Raw genomic sequence first — 19789 nt, forward strand, 5'->3', positions numbered from 1 at the left:
TAGTACGTCGATAAGCTTTTAATGAAATTAAATCAGAAACAAAAAAGTTTTCTCTATACATACTTACCAAGTAGTCTTTTACTAGTATTTCTCTTTGTAGGGATTTACTATTTGAGTGTTTCAGTTTTAAACGTAGAGACTCGCTATCTAAGCAAGTGGCTACCATTTGCCAATCGACTAGTCATAGGTTTCCTAGGTGCACTTCTGACTTCAATGGCGCTTATAATCACATTGACTTCTAACCTTTATACTCCTCGCCTAGCAAAACTATTTGTCCACAACCCAATTACCATACTTGGAATGGGATTCATTTTAGTTTGTAATCTAACATTAATATTAGTTAATCTATTTCCAGAAACACATCTACTTTACAGAGGTCTTTTAATACTTGGTTATGTACTTACAATCTGCGCCATAGGTGGAATAATTCCTTACCTCTACTTTATAAGTCTCTTTATCAAGCCAAATTACTTTCTACCTTTACTGCAGAAACAAATTCTTGACGGACTTATATATGTAAAGACTGTAAGTAATGAAGAAGCTGTTAAAAATGAGGTTTTCTATACATTTGATGTTTTGGCCAATATTGCTTACACGGCCTCTAAAAGAGATGATAAACAACTCATGTTTCAAGTTTTCGATAGCATTCATGAAATCTTGAGCGAGTTAATGCAAAACTATGACAAGGAATCAACACAGTGGAGAAAGTCAGACGCTTTCTTTATTCAGGGAATCTCCCAAGAAGGACGTTATCATTTAGAAAAAGAGTACACATGGCCTGAAGCATATATCTTAGGAAGAATAACGAAGATTCTCTCTCATCTAAAACCTTCTCACAATGAGATCATCCCCTTCGTCTGTGAAAAGCTTTTAGAGACAATTGACGAGGCCATATATCATGATCGAGAAAATATTGTAGAGATGCACCTGATGATTTTCAATACACTCTTTAGAACAAGTCTTGATAATAAAGACCTAGAGAGGTTTCAGTCTATGTCATACTACTATAGAATTTCAATTGAGCTTGTCGAAGAAAATCCTAAAATGATGAGCTTTGCTACTCGCAGTTTTATTCACTATGCTGATGTTGCAAGAAAAAAGAATATGCCAGTTGCTCTTGAAACAGTTTTATTTGATATAGGAAGAATTATTCTTTACTTTGCTTATGAAGATGAAAATGTGGCCATTAACTATATTAATCATTATATCCTGAAGTACTTCGATAAGGAGTATCTCAAAGAAAGCTCCTATAGCGATGTCTATTACCTTGCGATGGTAAAGACATACTGGGAATCAAAGGGCAAAGGGTTCACTCAACTTGCAAAGACTATTAATAGCACCTTAATTGCAAACGAAGAGAAACATTTCAATGCTCTTAAATGTCTATTGCTATTTGATAGAACTCTGCACTGGGAATTTAATGATCGACTACTAAGCTTTGCATACTTATCAGATAACGCTAGAGAGATAGCTCAAAAATACTACGAAAAAAGACAAAAGGCAGCTTAAACAAGAATTTCTTTTAAAATTTTAAAGTCTATTGGTTTTTGTAAAAAACCGTCAGCACCAATTCTCTTGGCCTTAATATTATTCTCTTCACTATTTGTACTTGAAATAATAAAGACTTTTTGATTTTCATTGAATCGTTTTATTGAGTCGAGAAGCTCAAGACCATTCATATCAGGCATATTGATATCACTTAATATATAATTAAAACTATCATTAGCAGACGATTCTATAAACTCAAGAACATCTCGAGCAGAAGTAAAGAAATTGAATTTGATTTCATTATTACGTATTTCTCTTTTAAACTTAACATTAAAGAGAGGAAATAAGTCTGTTTCATCATCTACAAGAATTACATTAATCATTTAATTATCATGTCATAATTCTAGGAGTTAATTGCTTAATTTAAACTAAATTTCACCTAAATGACTGGAACTGAGTAAGTATATTTCTGCTGTATCACTGGAAAGAACATCTCGATACACGTTCCTTCATTAACACTACTATGAAGCTCTACCTTTCCTTTGGAATCCTTCATGAAGCCATATATTTGACTAAGACCTAGACCCGTACCTTGACCAATCTCTTTAGTTGTAAAGAACGGCTCAAACACTTTATCTACGAGATGAGGGGCTATCCCCTTTCCAGTATCTTTAAAGCTTAGAACAATATACTCTCCGCGCTCTATCAACTCATCAGGGTCCTCAATAAAGACCTTCCGTGTGGAAAGTGAAATCACTCCACCATCAGGCATAGCATCTCTTGAATTTATTGCCATATTAATACAAGCATTCTCAAGCTCTATTGGGTCGATAAGCACCTCTGATTTATCAAGAGCAAGTTTAACTTTAAGTTCAATCTTCTCATTTAAACATTTCTCTAACATGTCCTGCATATCACTTATAAGAAAATCAATATTCTGTTTGGTCGGAGACAAGACCTCTTTTCTACTATAGATTAACAATTTCTTAGTTAATTTACGTCCTCTATCAACAGCACCTGTGGCAGATTTAAGGTATTTATTAAAGTCCTTTCCTCTTTCTATGGATTTTGAAATATTTCTAAGACTTCCCTGAATAATCATAAGAAGATTATTAAAGTCATGAGTCAATCCTCCAGTAATTTGTCCTAAGGATTCTAGCTTCTGCGACTGTCTCATCTGTTCTTTTTGTTGCTCAAGTCTATCTTGTAACAGCTTACTTTGAGTAATATCTTCTGAAATAAATCTATAGCCAATATGCCTTCCTTTATCATCAAAGAAAGGTTTAGCTGAAACAGACCAAAAACAAGGTGTTCCCATTAAGAGAAAGTTCACCTCTAGATCTCTGAAACTTTGTAAAGACTTTAAAATTAGTACCTTTTCTAATAGTGAATCTGAACAAGATGCCCAAGGCTCTAACTCTAACATATACTTACCTAATGTATTTGTCTTGAGAGAGTCTGAGACATAGGTAACAACGAAGCTTAAATCAGTTTCCCAAACAATTCTCTTTTTGAATTGAGACATATCCCTAAATCGCTCTTCACTCTTTTTGATCTCCTGAAAATTACGATCCAAATCAAAGTACATAAGCTTAATAGTATCTGCGACTTCAGCAAACTCATCTTTAAAATTAAAGTTATTAGCATCTCCATTTTCAAAGACTGTTCTACTATAAAGACTTAAATTATGAAGAGGTATAGCTATATAACGAGTAACAAGTAGAACGAGGGCAGCAGCAATGGCGAGAACTATTAGACCATTATAAAAGAATATGGAAATAAACTTTCTTTTAGAAGTTTCAAATAAGTACCTCTTATCACTTTGAAGAACTAGTCGCCCGAGTTTCTTACTTTCTTTTCTCTTATTAAAAAAAACATCTATTGAAGTGGATATTTTATTTTTTATATTCTTATCGCCAAACTCAACACTAACTCCGTCATTATTTTCAAAGTTTACATAATGAATATAATCACGGTTGTATAAGCTTAAAATGATATTATTAATTTGAATAAGATCTATATGCCAAACAGCATCTGTCAGACCTTCCATCAAATTCTTATCAATATTACTAATTTGATTTTCGATAAATTTTTCTTGTGAGATATATTCTTGGTAAGTTTGAGCTAATGAGAAAATAATTGTGACTAGAGTACTGAAAACAACCAATAAGACAAAAACTTTTGTAGCTATCTTATTGCTATTTTGAATATGTCCTAACCATTTAAGATTCAATTTCGTAAACTCCATTTACTAAAGAAGAAGTCTTAGTAAACAAATTTTATCAACGATTTTGATAACAAGGCCAGACATATTACGCACAAAGTCTAACAAGTTCTATCTTTTCTAAAGACAATCTAAATTTGGAGGAGCTTTATGAATCCCGGCATACCTCAATGCGCTGCTAAATAAGTATACCGGGACCGCAGAGATTTCTCCCCACTATTGATTTTAAACAAAATACATTTTATTTTTACTAATTTATTAAACTAAGACAAGTCTTAATTACAAAAGAAACTGAAAAAAATCATAAATTACTGATATTACATCTATATAGGTCATTAAGACCTATATAGAATATACTTTAAACTCTTTGAGTATCTATTTTAAATAGAAAACTATAGAGAACTGGAACAAATATTAATGTCAAAATAGTTGAAACTAATAATCCAAAAATAATTGAAACGGCCATATCAGTCCACAGGACTCCTCCAAAAAACCAAAGAGGTAGAAGACCCACAATCGTTGAAACTGTAGTCATTAGGATTGGTCTAAGCCTTCTCATTCCAGCTTCGATAACAGCATCGTAAGGCTCTCTACCAAAACGATCTCTCTCAATATCAATACGATCTATGAGTACAATAGCATTATTAATAACAATACCCGCTAATGAAATAAGACCAAGCAGCGACATAAAACCAAAGCTTCCACGTGTGATGAAAAGTCCAATAACGACGCCGATAAAACCAAGAGGTATAGTCAACATGATAATCGAAACCTTCTTATAAGAATTGAACTGAAGAATTAAAAGTAGAATGATGATTATACCTGCAAGAGGAAGTTGACTTGCAATAGCTTCAGTTGCTTGTGAGCTAGATTCTTTTTCTCCACCAAACTCATAAGAATAACCGTAACCCCATTTTGGTGAGTTCTCGTCAAGCCAAGGTTGTACCTTCTCTTTTATAACTTTCGCAAGGTTTGCCCCACCAGACGCAGCATATAACGTTAAAGTTCGAAGTCTATTTCTTCTATAAATAACACCATCTTCCCAAACAAGCTTTATCTCTGCCACTTGCTTAAGTGGGATCGAAGCGCCTGTTCTTTGACTAAAGATATCCATCGTCTCAAGCTTAGACAGATCATTTCTATTAGCATTACTAGAGCGTAGTAGCATTGTAATGGAGAACTTTCCCTCTCTATATTCCGAAACAGGAGTTCCATCAAAAACAGACTGCAATGAAGTCGCAATATCTTGATTAGTCACTCCGGCCCTAAAGGCCCTTGCTTTATCAATATCAATAATGACTTTTCTCTTCATGATTCCCCAGTCATCACCCGAAGATCGAAGGCCTGGAGTTGTTTCAAGAATACTCTTTAACTCTTTAGAATTTTCTTTAAGACGATCAGAATCAGTTCCTATAAATCTCACTTCTAGTGGATTCTTGCTTCCTCCACCACTCTTTAGTCCTTCAACTTTGGCAGTAACTTCAGGATAATTCTTTACGATAAAGTCATACGTTTCAGTTCTAATTTTTTCGTAAAAGTCCCAATCAAGATGAGAAAGCTTGGCAAGTAACACACCTGAGTATGGCTCAGCTTGCACAGGATTATGAGTTAGAGAAAAGCGAGGATCTCCCCCTCCAACAACTCCTACCCAATTAAGTGCACCCATTTCTCTTTTCTCATTTACTAGCCACGATTCATTTAAATAGCCTTCAATACCTTCAATGATCTCGGCAGTTCTTTTTATTGGGGTATTCTTAGGTGTTTCAATTTTTATTATCAAAATAGGCCGATCATTTTCTGGCATAAAGTTCTTTGGAATGAACCCTAAAAGAAAGAGACTAAATGCAAACGAAGCAACCAAAATTGCAACGACCGTTTTTCTATACTCCAGCGCCTTTTTTAATAATGACACATACTTAGTATAAAATGGACCTGCATAAACATTTTCATCCTCAGCACTAGCTTCAACTTTCAAAAACTTATAAGAAAACAAAGGAATCATTGTTAAAGATAGAATCCAAGAACAAAGAAGAGTAATAGTAACAACAACTGCCATAGGTGCAAGGTACTCACCAGTTTGGTTCTTCGCTGTGGAAATAGGAAGAAAGGCCGCACTCGTTGTTAGAGACGAAGTCAAAAGAGACACCTTCAATTCGTTGGCCGAGTCTATACAAGCATTGAGAAGCTTCTTTCCCTCCTGGACTTGAACGGTAATAGACTCAACCATTACAATTGCATTATCCACCAACATCCCTAAGGCTATAATTAGTGAAGCAAGTGTAATCTGATCAAGTGTATACTCAAGAAAGTCCATCCAAAATAAAGAGAACAAGATCGCCGCTGGAATAAGAGAAGCAACAATGGCCCCTGTTCTCGCCCCAAGAAAAACAAGCATGGAAAGAAAAACTATCACAATTGACTGGTATAGATTACTAAGAAAGTCACTTACCTTTTTATCAACAACCTCAGGCTGATACACAGGCATCTCTAGTTCAATACCTAAAGGTAAAATATTTCTCATTCTCTCAAGTAATAGAGTCAGCTCCTCTCCTTGAGCAACAATATTTCCTCCCTCTCGAAGCGAAACACCTAGAGCAAGCGCAACCGCACCATTTGCTCGAACCATTTGCTTTGGAGGGTCAATATAACCACGCCTAATATTTAAAATGTCTTTTAAATAAACAAGTCGTTTACTATTTGGTAGTTGAATTATGGTGTCTTTGATCTCTTGAACATTTAAGAAGTTTCCAGTCGGCTCAATCGTAATGCTATCACTATTTGTGTAGATAGTTCCTCCTGATTGGAGAATATTTTGTTCTTGAAGTAAAGAACCCAGCTGAACAGGAGAAAGTTCTAGCTCCGAAAGTTTTGCTTGATTATACTCAAGATAGATTTTCTCATCTTGAAATCCATACTTTTCAACACGACCAGTGTGCTTTAGCTTTAAAATCTCGTCTTTTAAATCATCTGCAAAGTCTCTTAGCTCTCTATAACTATAACCATTTCCAGTTATCGTTATAACAGATCCGAAAACATCTCCAAAGTCATCATTCACATATGGAGCAAGCGCTCCTTCAGGAAGGTCTTTAGTAGCATCATCAACTTTTCGACGAAGCTTATCCCAAATAGGTCTCATCTCTTTGTATTGATCTTTAATTGTAATAGTAACAACAGAGATACCTGTCTTAGATTGAGATTCGATATGCTTAAGCTCAGGCATTTCCTGAATTTTTTCTTCAATTGTATTAGTTACGAGTTGCTCAACTCTTTCAGGAGAAGCCCCAGGAAATGATGTCATAACAAGTGCTGTACGCACGACAAATCCAGGATCCTCTGCCTGAGGAATATTTCTCAGAGACATTATTCCCGTCAAGAAAACTATTGCAACAAAAGTAAGCGTGATTGTTTGCTTCTTGAGTGCAAATTCTGTTAATCCACCTTTCATGACTTTCTCTCTTTATTTTTTCTTATTAAATTTTTTCACTTTCATTGCATCTTTAGCTTTATCAACACCGGCAGTTAAAACTTCCTGTCCATCAACGACACCACTTAAGATCTCAATTCCCTCTTTTAGCAAAGCTCCTACTTCAACAGGAGTTTTCTTCAGAATTCCAAAGCCATCTTTTCCATACTCTACAAGAAAGACATAAGTACCTGTTTCATCTTTTAAAACAACATGAGACGGAACAACAATCAAGTTCTCCTTCCCCTTATCTAGAGCAAAATTAAGCTTCACACTAGCTGCCATACTTGCCTTAATAAGACCTTGTTCATTTGGAACTTTAACAGAGACTGGGTAAACAGCTGCACCGGCAGTTGACACACCTACCTCAAACACAACCCCTTCAAACTCCATATCTGAAAGCGAGTCGATTTGAACAATAACTTTATCTCCTTGAGAAATTTTAGAAATAATTTGTTCAGGAACACCGATTACAACTTTAAGATCTGTCTCACTTAACATCGAGACGATCGTTTGACCTTCACTAACATTTTCATTAACTTCAACTGCACGACTAGCAATCTTTCCGTTATTTGGAGCTCTAAGAATAGTGTAGCCAAGCTTTCTTTCGGCCAATTGAATCTTATATTTGTAACCCTGTATAGATGCTTTCAAAGCATCTACATTTGCTCTAGCCTCATCTAACTCAGATCTCGAAGCGTTACTATTGGAGTAAAGAGCAGTGATTCTGTTATACTCCTCGCTTGCTCTTTTATATCTCGACTGCTCTGAGCGATAACTTGACTTCAATTGATTGAGCTCTAGAACGAAATCTTTTTGAAGGATTTGGGCCAAAACATCACCCTTTTTAACAATTGATCCCACTTTCACATTTAGCTTTTCAATAGAGCCGGAGACTTTGAAACTCATATTGGCCTGTAGATCAGACTCTACAATACCTGAAAATGTTCTCTGTCTGTCACCACCTAAGTTAAATACAACTTCAGACTTAACATACATAAAGTCTTGCGTGACTACTTTCTTCTCTTTACATGAAACAACAAGTAATAGAAAAAGTACCGTTATTAATCTTTTCATATATTCCCCTATTTATTATAAAAGCTTTTTAATCTATTTAACATTGACTCTTGTTCAGTAGAATCTAATAAGAAATCATACTGACCAATAAGATTTCCAAGCTCAATATAACTTGAGAGAAAATCATAAATTGAGTCAACTTCATTTTGTGAAGCAGTTAAAAAATTATTCTGAGCATCAACTACATTAATAATATTTACTTTACCATTCTTATAAAGGTCTTTAATTGCACTAAAGTTATCTTCAGAGAACTTAACGTTTAACTTGTTCAACTCAATCGCAGACAACTGAGAGAATAAATCATCGATCTGATTACTAACAAAAGTATCAAGTTCAAATTCTAATGATCTTCGTTTAGACGTTGCACTTACAAGCTTATTTACAGCTTCTTTTCTATTAGAGAATTTTTCTCCACCAGCAAGAAGTGGAAGCGTTACATTTAAGCTGGCACCCCATGAATTTTCATTAATAGTAGTACCGACAGGAGCTGTTGATCCAATACCAGAACGGCTAAACGATTTGTTATAATTAAAGTTAACACCAACTTCTGGCATGAAGAAGGATCTGTTAGCAAGACCTACTGTCTTTTTAACAAGATCTTCATTCTCTATGGCCGCTAAATAAATAGGAGATTTCATTTTAGCTTCAGAAATAACAAACTTTCTTAAAGCTTCTAGAGCGAGAGGATTATTTGGTACTTTCTGCACATGTCTAAATAAGTAGAACATTGGGTGCAGATGATCTATATCCTCTAACTTGTATCTACTCTCTGCTGGTCGGTTTAGAATTCTATTCAATTCTGCATAATACTTCTTAAATCCTACTCTAGCATTTATCATTTGAATTTTAGAGGTTGCTAGCTCTGACTCCCATCTATAAACATCAGTTCTTCTACTAGCACCTGCACTATTTTTCGCCTTAGCAAGTCCAAGGTTTAGCTGAGTCTGCCTAAAATTTCGTGCTTGAATATCTGCAATCAACTTTGCACGTAGAACATTCAAGTACGCTATCGCGACATCCTTAATTAATGAGTTCTTAAACGCTACATTCTCTTGTTCTGAAACTCTTAAGCTACTTGCAGAAATAGAGATATTAGTAATTGCAGCATCTGAAAGTATTAATTGATCAACACTTACTGTCCCAACAGTTTGTTTCTCTGGATTAACGCCTAAAGAACTTGTAGCTTTAGCGGAGTCTTTATCAATAACTTGATGAGATGCTCCAAGATTTACTTGTGGTAGATACTTATTAATAGACTTCATTCTCACGGCTTCGCTTGCTAGATAATCAGCATTAGCACCTTTAAGATCAACGTTATCCTTCAATGCCGCAAGTACTGCTTCTTTCAGTTGAAGTTCTTCAGAAACAACATCCTTTCTAATAATTACCGCATTCATAATGGCATCCCAACTAGGTGTAAAACCAATTAATTGTGCAGTATCTAGATTTAAAACTATTTTCTTTGAGCGAAGTACTTTCGTCGTAAGTTCGCTGGCCTTATCTCCTAGGAACATTCTTTGAAGATTTAGTCCCGCTAGGCGAGTTAAATGTACATAGTCTAGATCATCACCAAAAACAGAGCCTAACATTCCCTCTTCAACGTGCTTCTTAGAAGACAGTGAAAAAGTTTTCAGCTTTCTCTTATTCATCTGTTTAATAAATTCAGAAAAATTTTCACTAGAAAAACCTAATAGCTCAGAAACAAAAACAGTTTCTCCCTCAGCTATTGTAGGAATTTTTTCCATATAGTTAGAACTATTTATCCTAAGAACATTATAAGTCATTTTCTTTTTAGAAAACTCTGCATCTAAATAAGACTTGATACGACCTTTGGTTAAGGCCTGACCTTGAGAGCTTATAATTGTTACTTTTTTTGTACCCGTAATTTTTTTTACTGCATCTAAATTTGAACTAACAATTGAAGAACTCTCGATAAAGTTAAAGTTAGATTTGATTCTAAAACCTTGGGCCTTAGCACTTAAAACATTTACTGCGACCGTTGGTTTGGCAAATTTCTTCATGGAAACAACACTAGAGCTTCCAATAAAGTCCATTAATAAGATTCCGTGAATATTCTTATTTTTATAAAGTTTCTGTAATATATCGAGCGTATTTTTTTGAGAACTATTATTGTAATAAACATGTTCTTTTGGCTGTCTTAATTTAATGTCATAAGTGGATAACTTAGAAATTTCTTTTCTTAGTTCAGGAAGGTAAGAAGTATTCTTTTCATTTTTGAAATCAAATACTAAGGCAACATTTCGAATTTGAGCAGCATAAGTGTTAAAGGTACTAACTACCAAAAATAATAGCAGGAAAGACTTCATTTAGATCTCGATTTTGATATTTAAATTTTGAGCAATCCTATACTTTTTTAGTCAATAAATCTAGATGAACTCTTATTATGCTCACAAAGAAATGGATATATGTAAGAAATATTACTTTTCAAATTTTATCCCCATAATGGCAAAAGATAGACCTGCAATAAAGGTTGAAAAGAGAATTTGAAACCCTACCCAACTTCTGGCCTCTTCACTACGTGGCAAAATATCTCCATAGCCAGTGGTAGTCGCAGTCACGATAGAGAAATACCAAAAATCTCTATCCCAAATATATATATTTGGGCTGTCCTTTATTCGGTTTGTTATCCATGAATTCTCTATAATCTCAGAGAATTGGTCCTTACTAATCGTTTCGGAAAGATATTTATGATAGTAGCTAATCATGGCCTTATAGAGTTCATTATAGCTGATAACCTCTACACTATCGCAACCTGAGTTATTCTCCACTCCATTAAGTAGTGGCTTAATGGCATGATCTAAAAAGTGCTGCTTATCAAAGTGCGGATTAGTACTTGGTGAACCAAAGAGAACTTTCGCTCTATATTGCTGAATATTACATGAGATATAGAAGCTAAGCGGGTCCTTATGATAAATATTAATATAAACAGATTTAAAAAAGACTAAGCTAAGTAAGTACGAGAAGAAAATCGTTATCAGTATATAGAATTTCTTATTTCTAAACCTATTTTTCATGTTTTAGAGGCCCTAAGTTTTTGAATTTTTATTAGAGTCTATTTATTCATATTTTTTAGACATTTAGAAGCTAAAATAAAAAGAAAAATGGGAGGAAATAATGAGTATTCCGTCAAATATTTCTGCTTATTTAGACAAGAACTCCGTTGAGTATTCCCATATACTTCATCCCAAAACTTATAGCGCTGAAGAAACTGCTCATAAAGTCCATTGTCAAAAGCATGAAATGGCAAAAATTCTAGCTGTTCATCTAGACCGAGGGGACTTTCTTATTATAATTCCTGCAAATGAACGTCTCGACATGAAACTAGTGAGAAAATCTCTTCACACAAAGAAAGTAAAGCTCTTTAGCGAGAAAGAAATGCTAAGGATATTTGCTGATTGTGAAGTTGGTGCAATGCCTGCCTTTGGGAACTTATATAACCTTCCAGTTGTTGCAGCGCACTCACTGCTAGAAGATGGCCATGTCTACTTTAACGCGGGTACACATACAGATGCCATAAAGTGCTCGATAAGTGAGTTTATAAAACATTCTCATCCCCTATTTGCAACAGTTTCAAAACTTAACAAAGATAACTTTGTATGCAGAGAGTTAAGTTACTGAAGATGCTAGTGACAGATCATTCATTTTTTATAATAATACTCCTAAAGGGAGTATTAAATGTCAGAAGAGTTGAATAATTTTAAAGAGCAAGTTTTAAAGAACCTTACAAATCATGGTTACCCTCAAAAGAAAATTTCACTTCCACTAGAGAAGATGTATGAAGTTGCTGATAATAAGGGGCTAAGCTTTAATAAAGTATTAGAATTACTCAAAGAAGAAGGTCATGAAAGCGAAATTACTACTGATAAAGTAATCTTCTACCCTGCTGAGCAAGAAGAAGATATGTCAGCAATGTTTTCACAGGCACAAGATATGATGGCAAATATGTCTCCTGAACAACTTCAATCAATTCAAGAAATGATACTTTCCATGAGTCAAGAAGATCGCGAAGAGCTACTCAAGAAAGGAAAAGATATGGGCCTAGTCTAAGGTCCAAACTCTTACAATGAAACGCTACTATAACTTAGAACTATCATACGATGGTCAAAATTACTTTGGCTGGCAAAAGCAAAAAGACTTTGAAACTGTTCAAGGGACTTTGGAAGCTACAATTAAAGAAATGATAGGTTCAAACTTTATTAAGTCAATTGGTTCTAGTAGAACCGATACAGGAGTACACGCATTAGCAAATATTTGCTTCTTACAGCTACCAACAGAATACACTCCTCAAGCATTAATGGATAACTTAAATAATAATCTTCCAAAAGATATTAGAGTGACAAGGTGTGAGAGAACTTACAAGCAATTTAAAGTGATTTACTTTGCCAAGAAGAAGTCTTACTTCTACTTATTTAAGAATCTGCCTCAAGAAATTGATTCTGACTATTTTACAAATATAACTACTCCACTTGATATTAATAAAATGAAAGAAGCGGCCAAATCTTTTGAAGGTCTACACAATTTTTCAAATTTTTGTTATAAAGCTTCTCCAAACTCAGAAAAAAATAAAGAGATCTTCACCTGTAAAATTATTGAGAATCAAGACATACTCACAGGACATAACCGGGAAGGTTCGTATGCCCTAATTGTCGAAGGAAGCGGTTTTTTAAAACAAATGATTCGAATTATTATGGGTACTCTATTTAATATAGGTATGGGAAAAGTAGAAATTAAAGATATTGAAGAGGCATTTAGTACGACAGATTTTAGGAAAACAGGCTTCATAACTCCTGGAGGAGGTCTCTACCTAAAAGAAATCGAATTTATCAGAGACCCTTTCAAAGGTCATAGCGTAAATTCGTGAAATTTCTAAAATCATATTTCAATCGAAAATTCTTCAAACAAAAAGCTCCACAGGCCTTTGAAAAAACTTATAAGTCGATTCAATCGTCTAAGACGTATTTGAAGTACTGTCAAAGTATTCATGGAATAAGTATTAAAATGTTGAATACCTTATCTCCTATTCAACTAAATTCTCTAAACGATATTGTAAAAAAATCTCAAGCTAAGAAGGTGCTAGATCTTGGCTCAGGCAATGGAGAACTCTTAGTCCATATTTGTAATGAGAATTCAATAAAAGGTATAGGAATTGACTTCTCATACCTACCTCCATCTAATAAATTTTGTAGTTTTATAAAGTCTGATCATGAAGACTTTAATTTAAATGATAAATTTGATCTCATATTATCAATTGATTCATCTTATATGATTGGAGATTTCAAAAGATATTTAAAGAATATCATTGATCATCTACATCCAAATGCTAGCGCACTTTTTTTCATGACTTTTACAGATACAAGCCTCGAGAGTTCCCCTTTTATTAAGGCCTGTAAGAAGTTAAAGATTAACCCCGAAATTATAGACTTCACAAATAATGACTACGAGTTTTGGCAAAATAGTAAAAAAGAACTAGATGCTTTAAATCAAGAATTCGTTGATGAAGAACACTTTAACTTGTGGAATATTAAGTATAAAGAAGTCCTTAAGAACCTAGAGCTACATCAAGAAAATAGAACCAAACGCTATCAAATACTTATTAGAAAATAAATTCTTTCTAAAGATCGGTCTTTTTTTCACTCTCAAATAATAGTCTTTTTATAGATATAATATTGCTACCAGTGGAGGAATAATGGCGATATCCGTAGATGATAATTATAAACACTCTCAAGAAATACAAAAGCTAGAAACGAGAAGAAGACACCAGTTCGACGAAATGAGAGCGGGACACGATAAAGAAATTGAGGCCAAAGAAACAACATTTGAAAATCGAATTGATAACCTTAAAGAGGGTTTTAAAAACGATAGAAAGGGAACAATTGAGTCTTACAATGTTCAACTAGATAGCTCTAAGAAAGATATTAAAGAAAAGTTTGATCGTTTAAATGAACAGAATCAAAAAGAAATATCACAACTGAATAAAGACTTTAGTAGAGAGAGACTTGAAAATAGAGAAAAGTTTCAAAATGAATTAAAAAGACTATCAAATAAATATAATTCTATTATTGAAGGAAAAGATAGAGATCTTGTTAACACAAAGAAAAATTACGAAAGTAAAATCGCAAAAATTAATAAGAGAAACGAAAAAGATATCTCTGAAATTCATGAAAACTATGAAACGAGAATCGATGAATTGAAAGATAAGCAAAGAAGAGAAATAAGAAGAACTGTTGAAAAATATCGAGGAGAGGGTTAGTAATAAATACTAACCCCAGCAGAATAGGAATCAAAAGAATCTTTAAAAGTCCCAAGCCTTCCATTACTAGTAGATTTTAACTCAAAAACTCCTTGAGTTGAAACAGGGATAGAAAGACCTAAACTATAGTCATAATAATATCTCTTTGAGAGCTCTCCCTTCCCTACTAAAGAATGAAAGTAATTAACATTTGCTAGTAACTTAGACTTACCAATAAGAAATCCAGAGACTAATTTTAAGTGAGGACCTACTCTAAAGAAGTTTTCATAGAACTCGTGGGCCTCAACCTTAGCGCCTATCAATGTAGAAAATAAGAATCTTGAATTTTGTTTTGATACACCTAGTTTCATTGAAAAGGAAGTTTTTAGAGAGCTCTCTTTGTAGTCCTCTATCATAGGGTTTACTTGAAGACTTAAATCCCACGAGATATTCTTATCAAGAAAAGAAAAATTAGGAAGACTTTGAACATCAACAATAGTCAGATTTTCAATACCTACGTTATTCTGATCATGATTAAAGTTAAAATCTAACTTTAAAACCTCTATAGCAGACCATGGCTCATGTCCTTTATCTGTATCATTAAGGCCATGATATAAAGGACGAATTTGAAAACTATTTACAGTATCTTTATTTCTCTTTCCAAGTAGTAATCCTACTTTAGCCGGAAGGTGACCTTGATCTGGTGAAATGGGAGTGTCGATAGCAATTTCTGAGCTTCTCCCTGCTTTTGCCGCCTTAGAAAGAATCTCTTTTTGATATTTAGCAAAGTTTTCATCAATTGCATTTTCATGATCGTGTCTCATGTAATCGTAATAATGAATGACTGCTTGATAGACTTGTGCATTGGTATCAACAACCTCTTTTTTTACAAGTTTATGAAAATCTTCTTTATCTGAGTCAGATAACTTATTATAGTGGGCCCAAAAAATTTTCCTTAAAGAAGGGTGATATCTTACGCTACCAACTTTCGATGAATCACTAAGAGTTCTGACCAATTCTGTCGGAAGCGAATAGCCCCTCATATTTTCAACATAACTAATATCAACAGAAACAAGATCTAAAATACGGGCAAGAACAGAGGTACAATTTTCATCAAAGAAGTAATAATCAAAGTTAGTATTAGCGAATATCTCCCATAAATGATTAAGAATAGAGTCTATTTCATCTTTATCTAAATTTAATTCATACTCCCATAGGTCGCGAGACTCTACTTTAGAATACTCTTTCATTGTTTGATAGAAAGGCTTTACATTGATAACTCCCTTATAGCCTCCAAAGAGGCCTTTTAAAGCGTAGAGAAAGCCCGGACTTGAATCTGAGTGCGCAGAAAAAGCAACGACGTAGTTGAACATATCTTCACTAAGCTTCTCAACATTTCGTTGATTAAACTTTAAAAAAGTATGTCCAAACATAGAAGATGGATTATTTACGTATGCAGAGGCAAAAACGAGAGAGACGCTTTCACCAACCACGGCCTTTTTCCATTTCTGAAAATCAGGACACTTTGCTTCTTTAAATTTAATTTCTGAAAAAGAGTTCTTAATAAAGTTAAAGCGTTCAGGAAAAGCACATTGGGCCGGCATTTTCTCTGGAGTGTATAAGCTTTCAATTTTCTTAAAGGCTTCAATATTTGCTTCAAGCTCTTCTAGAAGATTATCCCTACCATTTTTCGAGAGAAAGAATGTATCTGAGTCTGCTAGAGAAGAACTTGAGAAGAAGCCTTCCTCATAGTGAAGTAATTTTTTCCAATAACTAGAATTTGATACTTCAATTAATTTATTTTGATAATTTTGTGAAAAAACCTTCGTCTCAAATGAAACGAAGGTAATTATGATTAAGACTATATTTTTTAGATGATATGACAATTTGCAGATAACTCCTGATCTTCTTGAACACTTTTCAAGATATTCTTCAATGCTACATTTGGTGTAGTATTTACATCAGTGTAAATCTTATCAAACTTTTTCTGGATACGTGAATTAAAATTTTGAGTATCTTCACATCCAATTAGTCCCGAAAATGCCGTAACATATGGTCCGTTACCAAGAGCAATCTCTTTTTGTAATTGATAGAAATTTGCTTCAGAAAAATGAATGATTTTACTCTCATTCTTAACAATACTATGCTGAGCACAACCACTAGTTCCAAGTGTCATTCCAATAGTACTTGAAAAAGTGGCGTTGATAAATGTTCTAGTAAATGATGAAACGAGTGAATTCTTAGATAGTACGGCCCAACCTAACCCACAACCAGATGATGAATCTGCAGCCATTGTATAACTAGTGAATAAGAATGCACAAATAACTAATAATTTTTTCATATTTCCTCCCTGAAATGTTTTTCTTAATTATAGTCAAGATTTAGCATTTCAGGGAATAATATTACTTTAATTCTTTTGCGGCTTCTAAAATGATAGACTCTTTTAGTCTAACTTTATAGTTTGGGTTCACGTAGTTAAATAACACGCTACCGTCCTCACCAATTAGGTAAACAGCAGGAACAGGTAAAGCTCTATGTTTTTGACCCGAAGCTTCTTCTAGGTTTATTCCATAACCTAGAAGCTTAGTATTAGTCTTGTCATCAACTTTATAGGCCAATCCAAAACCTTTTGCAGCATTGACCAAACTATCAGAGTAGAGCTTGTAACCCAGGTTATGCTTGTTAATACTTTGAGAAATCGAAGATACAGAGTCAGGACTTATACCTACAATTTGCCATCCAAGTTTCTTAAGCTTCTTTTCTATTTTTCTAAGTCCTTGAAGCTGAACGTTACAGTAAGGACACCATCCTCCTCGATAGAAGACGACAACACTCTTTTTTCCCTTTAGTTCAGTGCTCAAATCCACAACTTTTCCTTTATGATTTGAAACCATCATTGAAGGTAGCTTTGCTCCATTTATTAATGGTGATATTTCCATCGCAGATGAAGGTAACTTCGATCCAGTACTAGAACTAGCGCAACTTATAAGAGAGACGAGAAAAAACAAACTTACTAAAAATTTCATACTATATTCCTTTTTTATTAAACTAAACAATTCTTGATACCTGCTTCTAATGATGGTCCGACTAATCCTTTTCCAATGAAGACTAACTTATTATATGACCTCTCATCGCCCCACTCTTTACCATGATCAAACTTTAATGATGAGTAGACACCTTGAAAAATAACTCTATTAGGATTACCACTAAAGTTTAAAATTCCTTTAGACCTATAGATTTCATTCTTATATTGCGTAAATAAAACATTTAGAAACATTTCAAATGAATGAGGGTTTATTTCTCCTTCAAATTCAAATGAAACAGAAGAAATTTGTTGCCCATGATTATGCTTAACCTTCTTAAAGTTCTTATCATTCTTAAAGGTTAACTTCTCTTGGGATTTATTAAAAATACTCATTTGTAGATGACTAGGAGAATCTGTTAAAAAGAATGCATACTTTCCAGAAAATTCTATATCTAAAATAAAGTGATTGCCCTGATCAAAGCTTAATTCCATATGTTCATCAGGAGCTAGGTTTTCACCACTTTTATGCTTTCTTAGAGGTGAATAAAATAGTGAGGATGCATAGCTAATCATCTTATCATTTAAAGTATCTTCATCGACTTTGAAAAAGATCATTCTTTCGCTGTGATGAGTATGATCAAAGGTTAATTTTAAAAAGGCTGCATCTAGCTCTACTACACCTGCCCAACTAAATGGGTACTCAACATTACTTTCTTTTGGAAGTGAATCTTCAACTTTATTCAGATCGAACGATTTTATTCCCATGACTTTATCAAGATCAATATCAGCATTTACCGTTTGATAGATCTTAGCATTTGGGTTTCTTTCACTCAGTTCATTTTCAATTTTTACGATATTCGATTGATCGAGTAAGTCCGTCTTATTTAAAAGAATTGACTCACTAAAAGTGATTTGATCATAGAATGCAATCTCCTCATCTTTTTCAAACTTCAACACATTTAAATCAAAATGCTTTCCATCTACAAGACCTATAACGGAGTCTAAATAGAAGTGTTCTTCAAGAGACGGTGAAGAAAAGAATGTCTCAATAATGGGTCCAGGGTTTGCCATACCTGTAGCCTCAATCAAAATGTGCTCAAAACTTTTCTTACTTTCAAGAAGTTTTTCTAACGAGCTAACAAGATCACCTTTCATATTACAACAAATACAACCATTGTTCATCTCGACAAAGAGATCATCATCATTTTTCAATAGCTCATCATCAATTCCAACTTCCCCAAACTCATTCTCTATAATAGCGATCTTCTTACCGTGATCACCATGCAATATATTGTTGATAAAAGTCGTCTTGCCCGAGCCTAAAAAACCTACGACAAGTGTTACTGGTATTGATCGATTCATAAACTATCCTTTGTAAAATTATTCTACCAAATAATCCTATAGTGGCTAGTTCTAGTATTATTATGTTAAGCTTAATTATGAAAAAAAATGAAATTAAAGACATAATTAAGAGTTCAGGACTTAGTGTAACTAAACCTAGAGAAGCGATCCTTAAGCTACTTACCCGTGAGCATGGACCTTTTTCGGCAGATGAAATTTTTGATAAGCTTCCAGAGGGAATATGCGACAAAGCGACTCTTTTTAGATCTCTAAAGCAGTTTAAAGAAAAGGAAATCTTAAATAGCGTTAGTTTCGATGAGGGGTTTTCACGTTATGAGTTTAATCATCCTGGCCACCACCATCATCATATTATCTGCAAAGAATGCAAGAAAGTTAAAGTTCTAGATCACTGCTTTGTAAAAGAAATTGATAAGAAAATTGAATTAATGGGATACTCTCAAGTCGAACACAAGCTAGAATTCTTTGCGGTTTGTCCCAATTGTTCAGTGCCTTAGCACTTCTTGCACTCTCTCTCTCTAAAGTTAATGAGGTGTGCATAAATCATGATTAGACCTGAAATAATATTTACCCCAATTTCTACGTCATGGAAGATCTCGTTATGATTTCCGCCTTCCATAAGAGTGTGAATGAGTAACCCAGACAAGAGTCCAAAAAGGCCTATAACTCCAAATACGAGTGGTTTCTTATGTCCATTTTTTCGGTAAGTGCTAATAAAACTATAGAGAGCGATTGGAACAACGAGAACAAACAGACCAATGTGAATAAATTCATTTTGAAAAATCTCTCCAAGAGCTGGAGCCATCATCAAAAGAACAGGCGTTAAAAGACAGTGAATACAGCATGAAAGGGAGAGAAAAATCCCTATTTTATCAATATTTTCACTCTCAGTCTTATCCACAA

At 34.1% G+C, this 19789-nt stretch carries 18 protein-coding genes; 7 read left to right on the forward strand and 11 right to left on the reverse strand.

The window, feature by feature from the left end:
* Positions 1 to 21 precede the first annotated feature (21 nt).
* The gene (locus DPQ89_RS00360; protein ID WP_127714005.1) at positions 22 to 1509 is read left to right on the forward strand and encodes a hypothetical protein; all 1488 of its coding nucleotides are present in this window, start codon (positions 22 to 24) and stop codon (positions 1507 to 1509) included.
* On the opposite strand, the gene DPQ89_RS00365 is transcribed toward DPQ89_RS00360, so the two are convergent.
* The 6 genes from DPQ89_RS00365 to DPQ89_RS00390 form a co-directional block, all read right to left on the reverse strand.
* Positions 1506 to 1871, reverse strand: a complete 366-nt coding sequence (locus tag DPQ89_RS00365; RefSeq protein WP_127714006.1) for a response regulator — start codon at positions 1869 to 1871, stop codon at positions 1506 to 1508. The two genes, DPQ89_RS00360 and DPQ89_RS00365, sit on opposite strands and share 4 nt — an antisense overlap.
* A gap of 56 nt (positions 1872 to 1927) precedes the next feature.
* Positions 1928 to 3721 (reverse strand): ATP-binding protein, encoded by a 1794-nt coding sequence (locus tag DPQ89_RS00370; RefSeq protein ID WP_164848201.1) that lies wholly within the window; start codon positions 3719 to 3721, stop codon positions 1928 to 1930.
* 349 nt (positions 3722 to 4070) lie between these two features.
* Positions 4071 to 7157 (reverse strand): efflux RND transporter permease subunit, encoded by a 3087-nt coding sequence (locus DPQ89_RS00375; RefSeq protein WP_127714010.1) that lies wholly within the window; start codon positions 7155 to 7157, stop codon positions 4071 to 4073.
* Between the two features lie 12 nt (positions 7158 to 7169).
* A complete protein-coding gene (locus DPQ89_RS00380; protein ID WP_127714012.1) occupies positions 7170 to 8252 on the reverse strand; it encodes an efflux RND transporter periplasmic adaptor subunit in 1083 nt (360 codons plus the stop codon).
* 8 nt (positions 8253 to 8260) lie between these two features.
* Positions 8261 to 10579 carry a TolC family protein gene (locus tag DPQ89_RS00385; protein WP_127714013.1) on the reverse strand — a complete coding sequence of 773 codons (2319 nt, stop codon included), beginning with the start codon at positions 10577 to 10579 and terminating at the stop codon, positions 8261 to 8263.
* Positions 10580 to 10690: 111 nt separating this feature from the next.
* On the reverse strand, positions 10691 to 11287 hold the full coding sequence (locus DPQ89_RS00390) for an ion channel (RefSeq protein ID WP_127714015.1): 597 nt from the start codon (positions 11285 to 11287) through the stop codon (positions 10691 to 10693).
* 100 nt (positions 11288 to 11387) lie between these two features.
* On the opposite strand from DPQ89_RS00390, the gene DPQ89_RS00395 reads away from it, so the two are divergent.
* The 5 genes from DPQ89_RS00395 to DPQ89_RS00415 all read left to right on the forward strand — a co-directional run bounded on the left by DPQ89_RS00395 (position 11388) and on the right by DPQ89_RS00415 (position 14523).
* The gene (locus tag DPQ89_RS00395) at positions 11388 to 11891 is read left to right on the forward strand and encodes an aminoacyl-tRNA deacylase (RefSeq protein ID WP_127714017.1); all 504 of its coding nucleotides are present in this window, start codon (positions 11388 to 11390) and stop codon (positions 11889 to 11891) included.
* 57 nt (positions 11892 to 11948) lie between these two features.
* Positions 11949 to 12320, forward strand: a complete 372-nt coding sequence (locus DPQ89_RS00400) for a hypothetical protein (protein WP_127714019.1) — start codon at positions 11949 to 11951, stop codon at positions 12318 to 12320.
* A 16-nt stretch (positions 12321 to 12336) separates the two neighbouring features.
* Positions 12337 to 13134 (forward strand): tRNA pseudouridine(38-40) synthase TruA, encoded by a 798-nt coding sequence (gene truA, locus DPQ89_RS00405; protein WP_127714021.1) that lies wholly within the window; start codon positions 12337 to 12339, stop codon positions 13132 to 13134.
* A complete protein-coding gene (locus DPQ89_RS00410; protein ID WP_127714023.1) occupies positions 13131 to 13877 on the forward strand; it encodes a cyclopropane-fatty-acyl-phospholipid synthase family protein in 747 nt (248 codons plus the stop codon). The genes truA and DPQ89_RS00410 overlap by 4 nt, the downstream gene beginning before the upstream one ends.
* 82 nt (positions 13878 to 13959) lie before the next feature.
* Positions 13960 to 14523, forward strand: coding sequence for a hypothetical protein (locus DPQ89_RS00415; protein ID WP_127714025.1), 564 nt, complete (start codon positions 13960 to 13962; stop codon positions 14521 to 14523).
* On the opposite strand, the gene DPQ89_RS00420 is transcribed toward DPQ89_RS00415, so the two are convergent.
* The 4 genes from DPQ89_RS00420 to DPQ89_RS00435 all read right to left on the reverse strand — a co-directional run bounded on the left by DPQ89_RS00420 (position 14520) and on the right by DPQ89_RS00435 (position 18889).
* A complete protein-coding gene (locus tag DPQ89_RS00420) occupies positions 14520 to 16388 on the reverse strand; it encodes a DUF4105 domain-containing protein (RefSeq protein WP_127714027.1) in 1869 nt (622 codons plus the stop codon). The genes DPQ89_RS00415 and DPQ89_RS00420 overlap by 4 nt on opposite strands.
* Positions 16373 to 16843, reverse strand: a complete 471-nt coding sequence (locus tag DPQ89_RS00425; protein WP_127714029.1) for a DUF3015 family protein — start codon at positions 16841 to 16843, stop codon at positions 16373 to 16375. Before DPQ89_RS00425 ends, DPQ89_RS00420 begins: the two co-directional genes overlap by 16 nt.
* A gap of 61 nt (positions 16844 to 16904) precedes the next feature.
* A complete protein-coding gene (locus tag DPQ89_RS00430; RefSeq protein ID WP_127714031.1) occupies positions 16905 to 17528 on the reverse strand; it encodes a peroxiredoxin-like family protein in 624 nt (207 codons plus the stop codon).
* Positions 17529 to 17545: 17 nt separating this feature from the next.
* Positions 17546 to 18889, reverse strand: a complete 1344-nt coding sequence (locus DPQ89_RS00435; RefSeq protein ID WP_127714033.1) for a GTP-binding protein — start codon at positions 18887 to 18889, stop codon at positions 17546 to 17548.
* A 62-nt stretch (positions 18890 to 18951) separates the two neighbouring features.
* Between DPQ89_RS00435 and DPQ89_RS00440 the strand changes: the two genes are divergently transcribed.
* Positions 18952 to 19383 (forward strand): Fur family transcriptional regulator, encoded by a 432-nt coding sequence (locus tag DPQ89_RS00440; protein ID WP_127714035.1) that lies wholly within the window; start codon positions 18952 to 18954, stop codon positions 19381 to 19383.
* Here DPQ89_RS00440 and DPQ89_RS00445 read toward each other — a convergent pair.
* Positions 19380 to 19787 (reverse strand): MerC domain-containing protein, encoded by a 408-nt coding sequence (locus DPQ89_RS00445; RefSeq protein ID WP_127714037.1) that lies wholly within the window; start codon positions 19785 to 19787, stop codon positions 19380 to 19382. The genes DPQ89_RS00440 and DPQ89_RS00445 overlap by 4 nt on opposite strands.
* Positions 19788 to 19789 lie beyond the last annotated feature (2 nt).

The organism is Halobacteriovorax sp. HLS (assembly GCF_004006665.1).
GTDB lineage: Bacteria > Bdellovibrionota > Bacteriovoracia > Bacteriovoracales > Bacteriovoracaceae > Halobacteriovorax.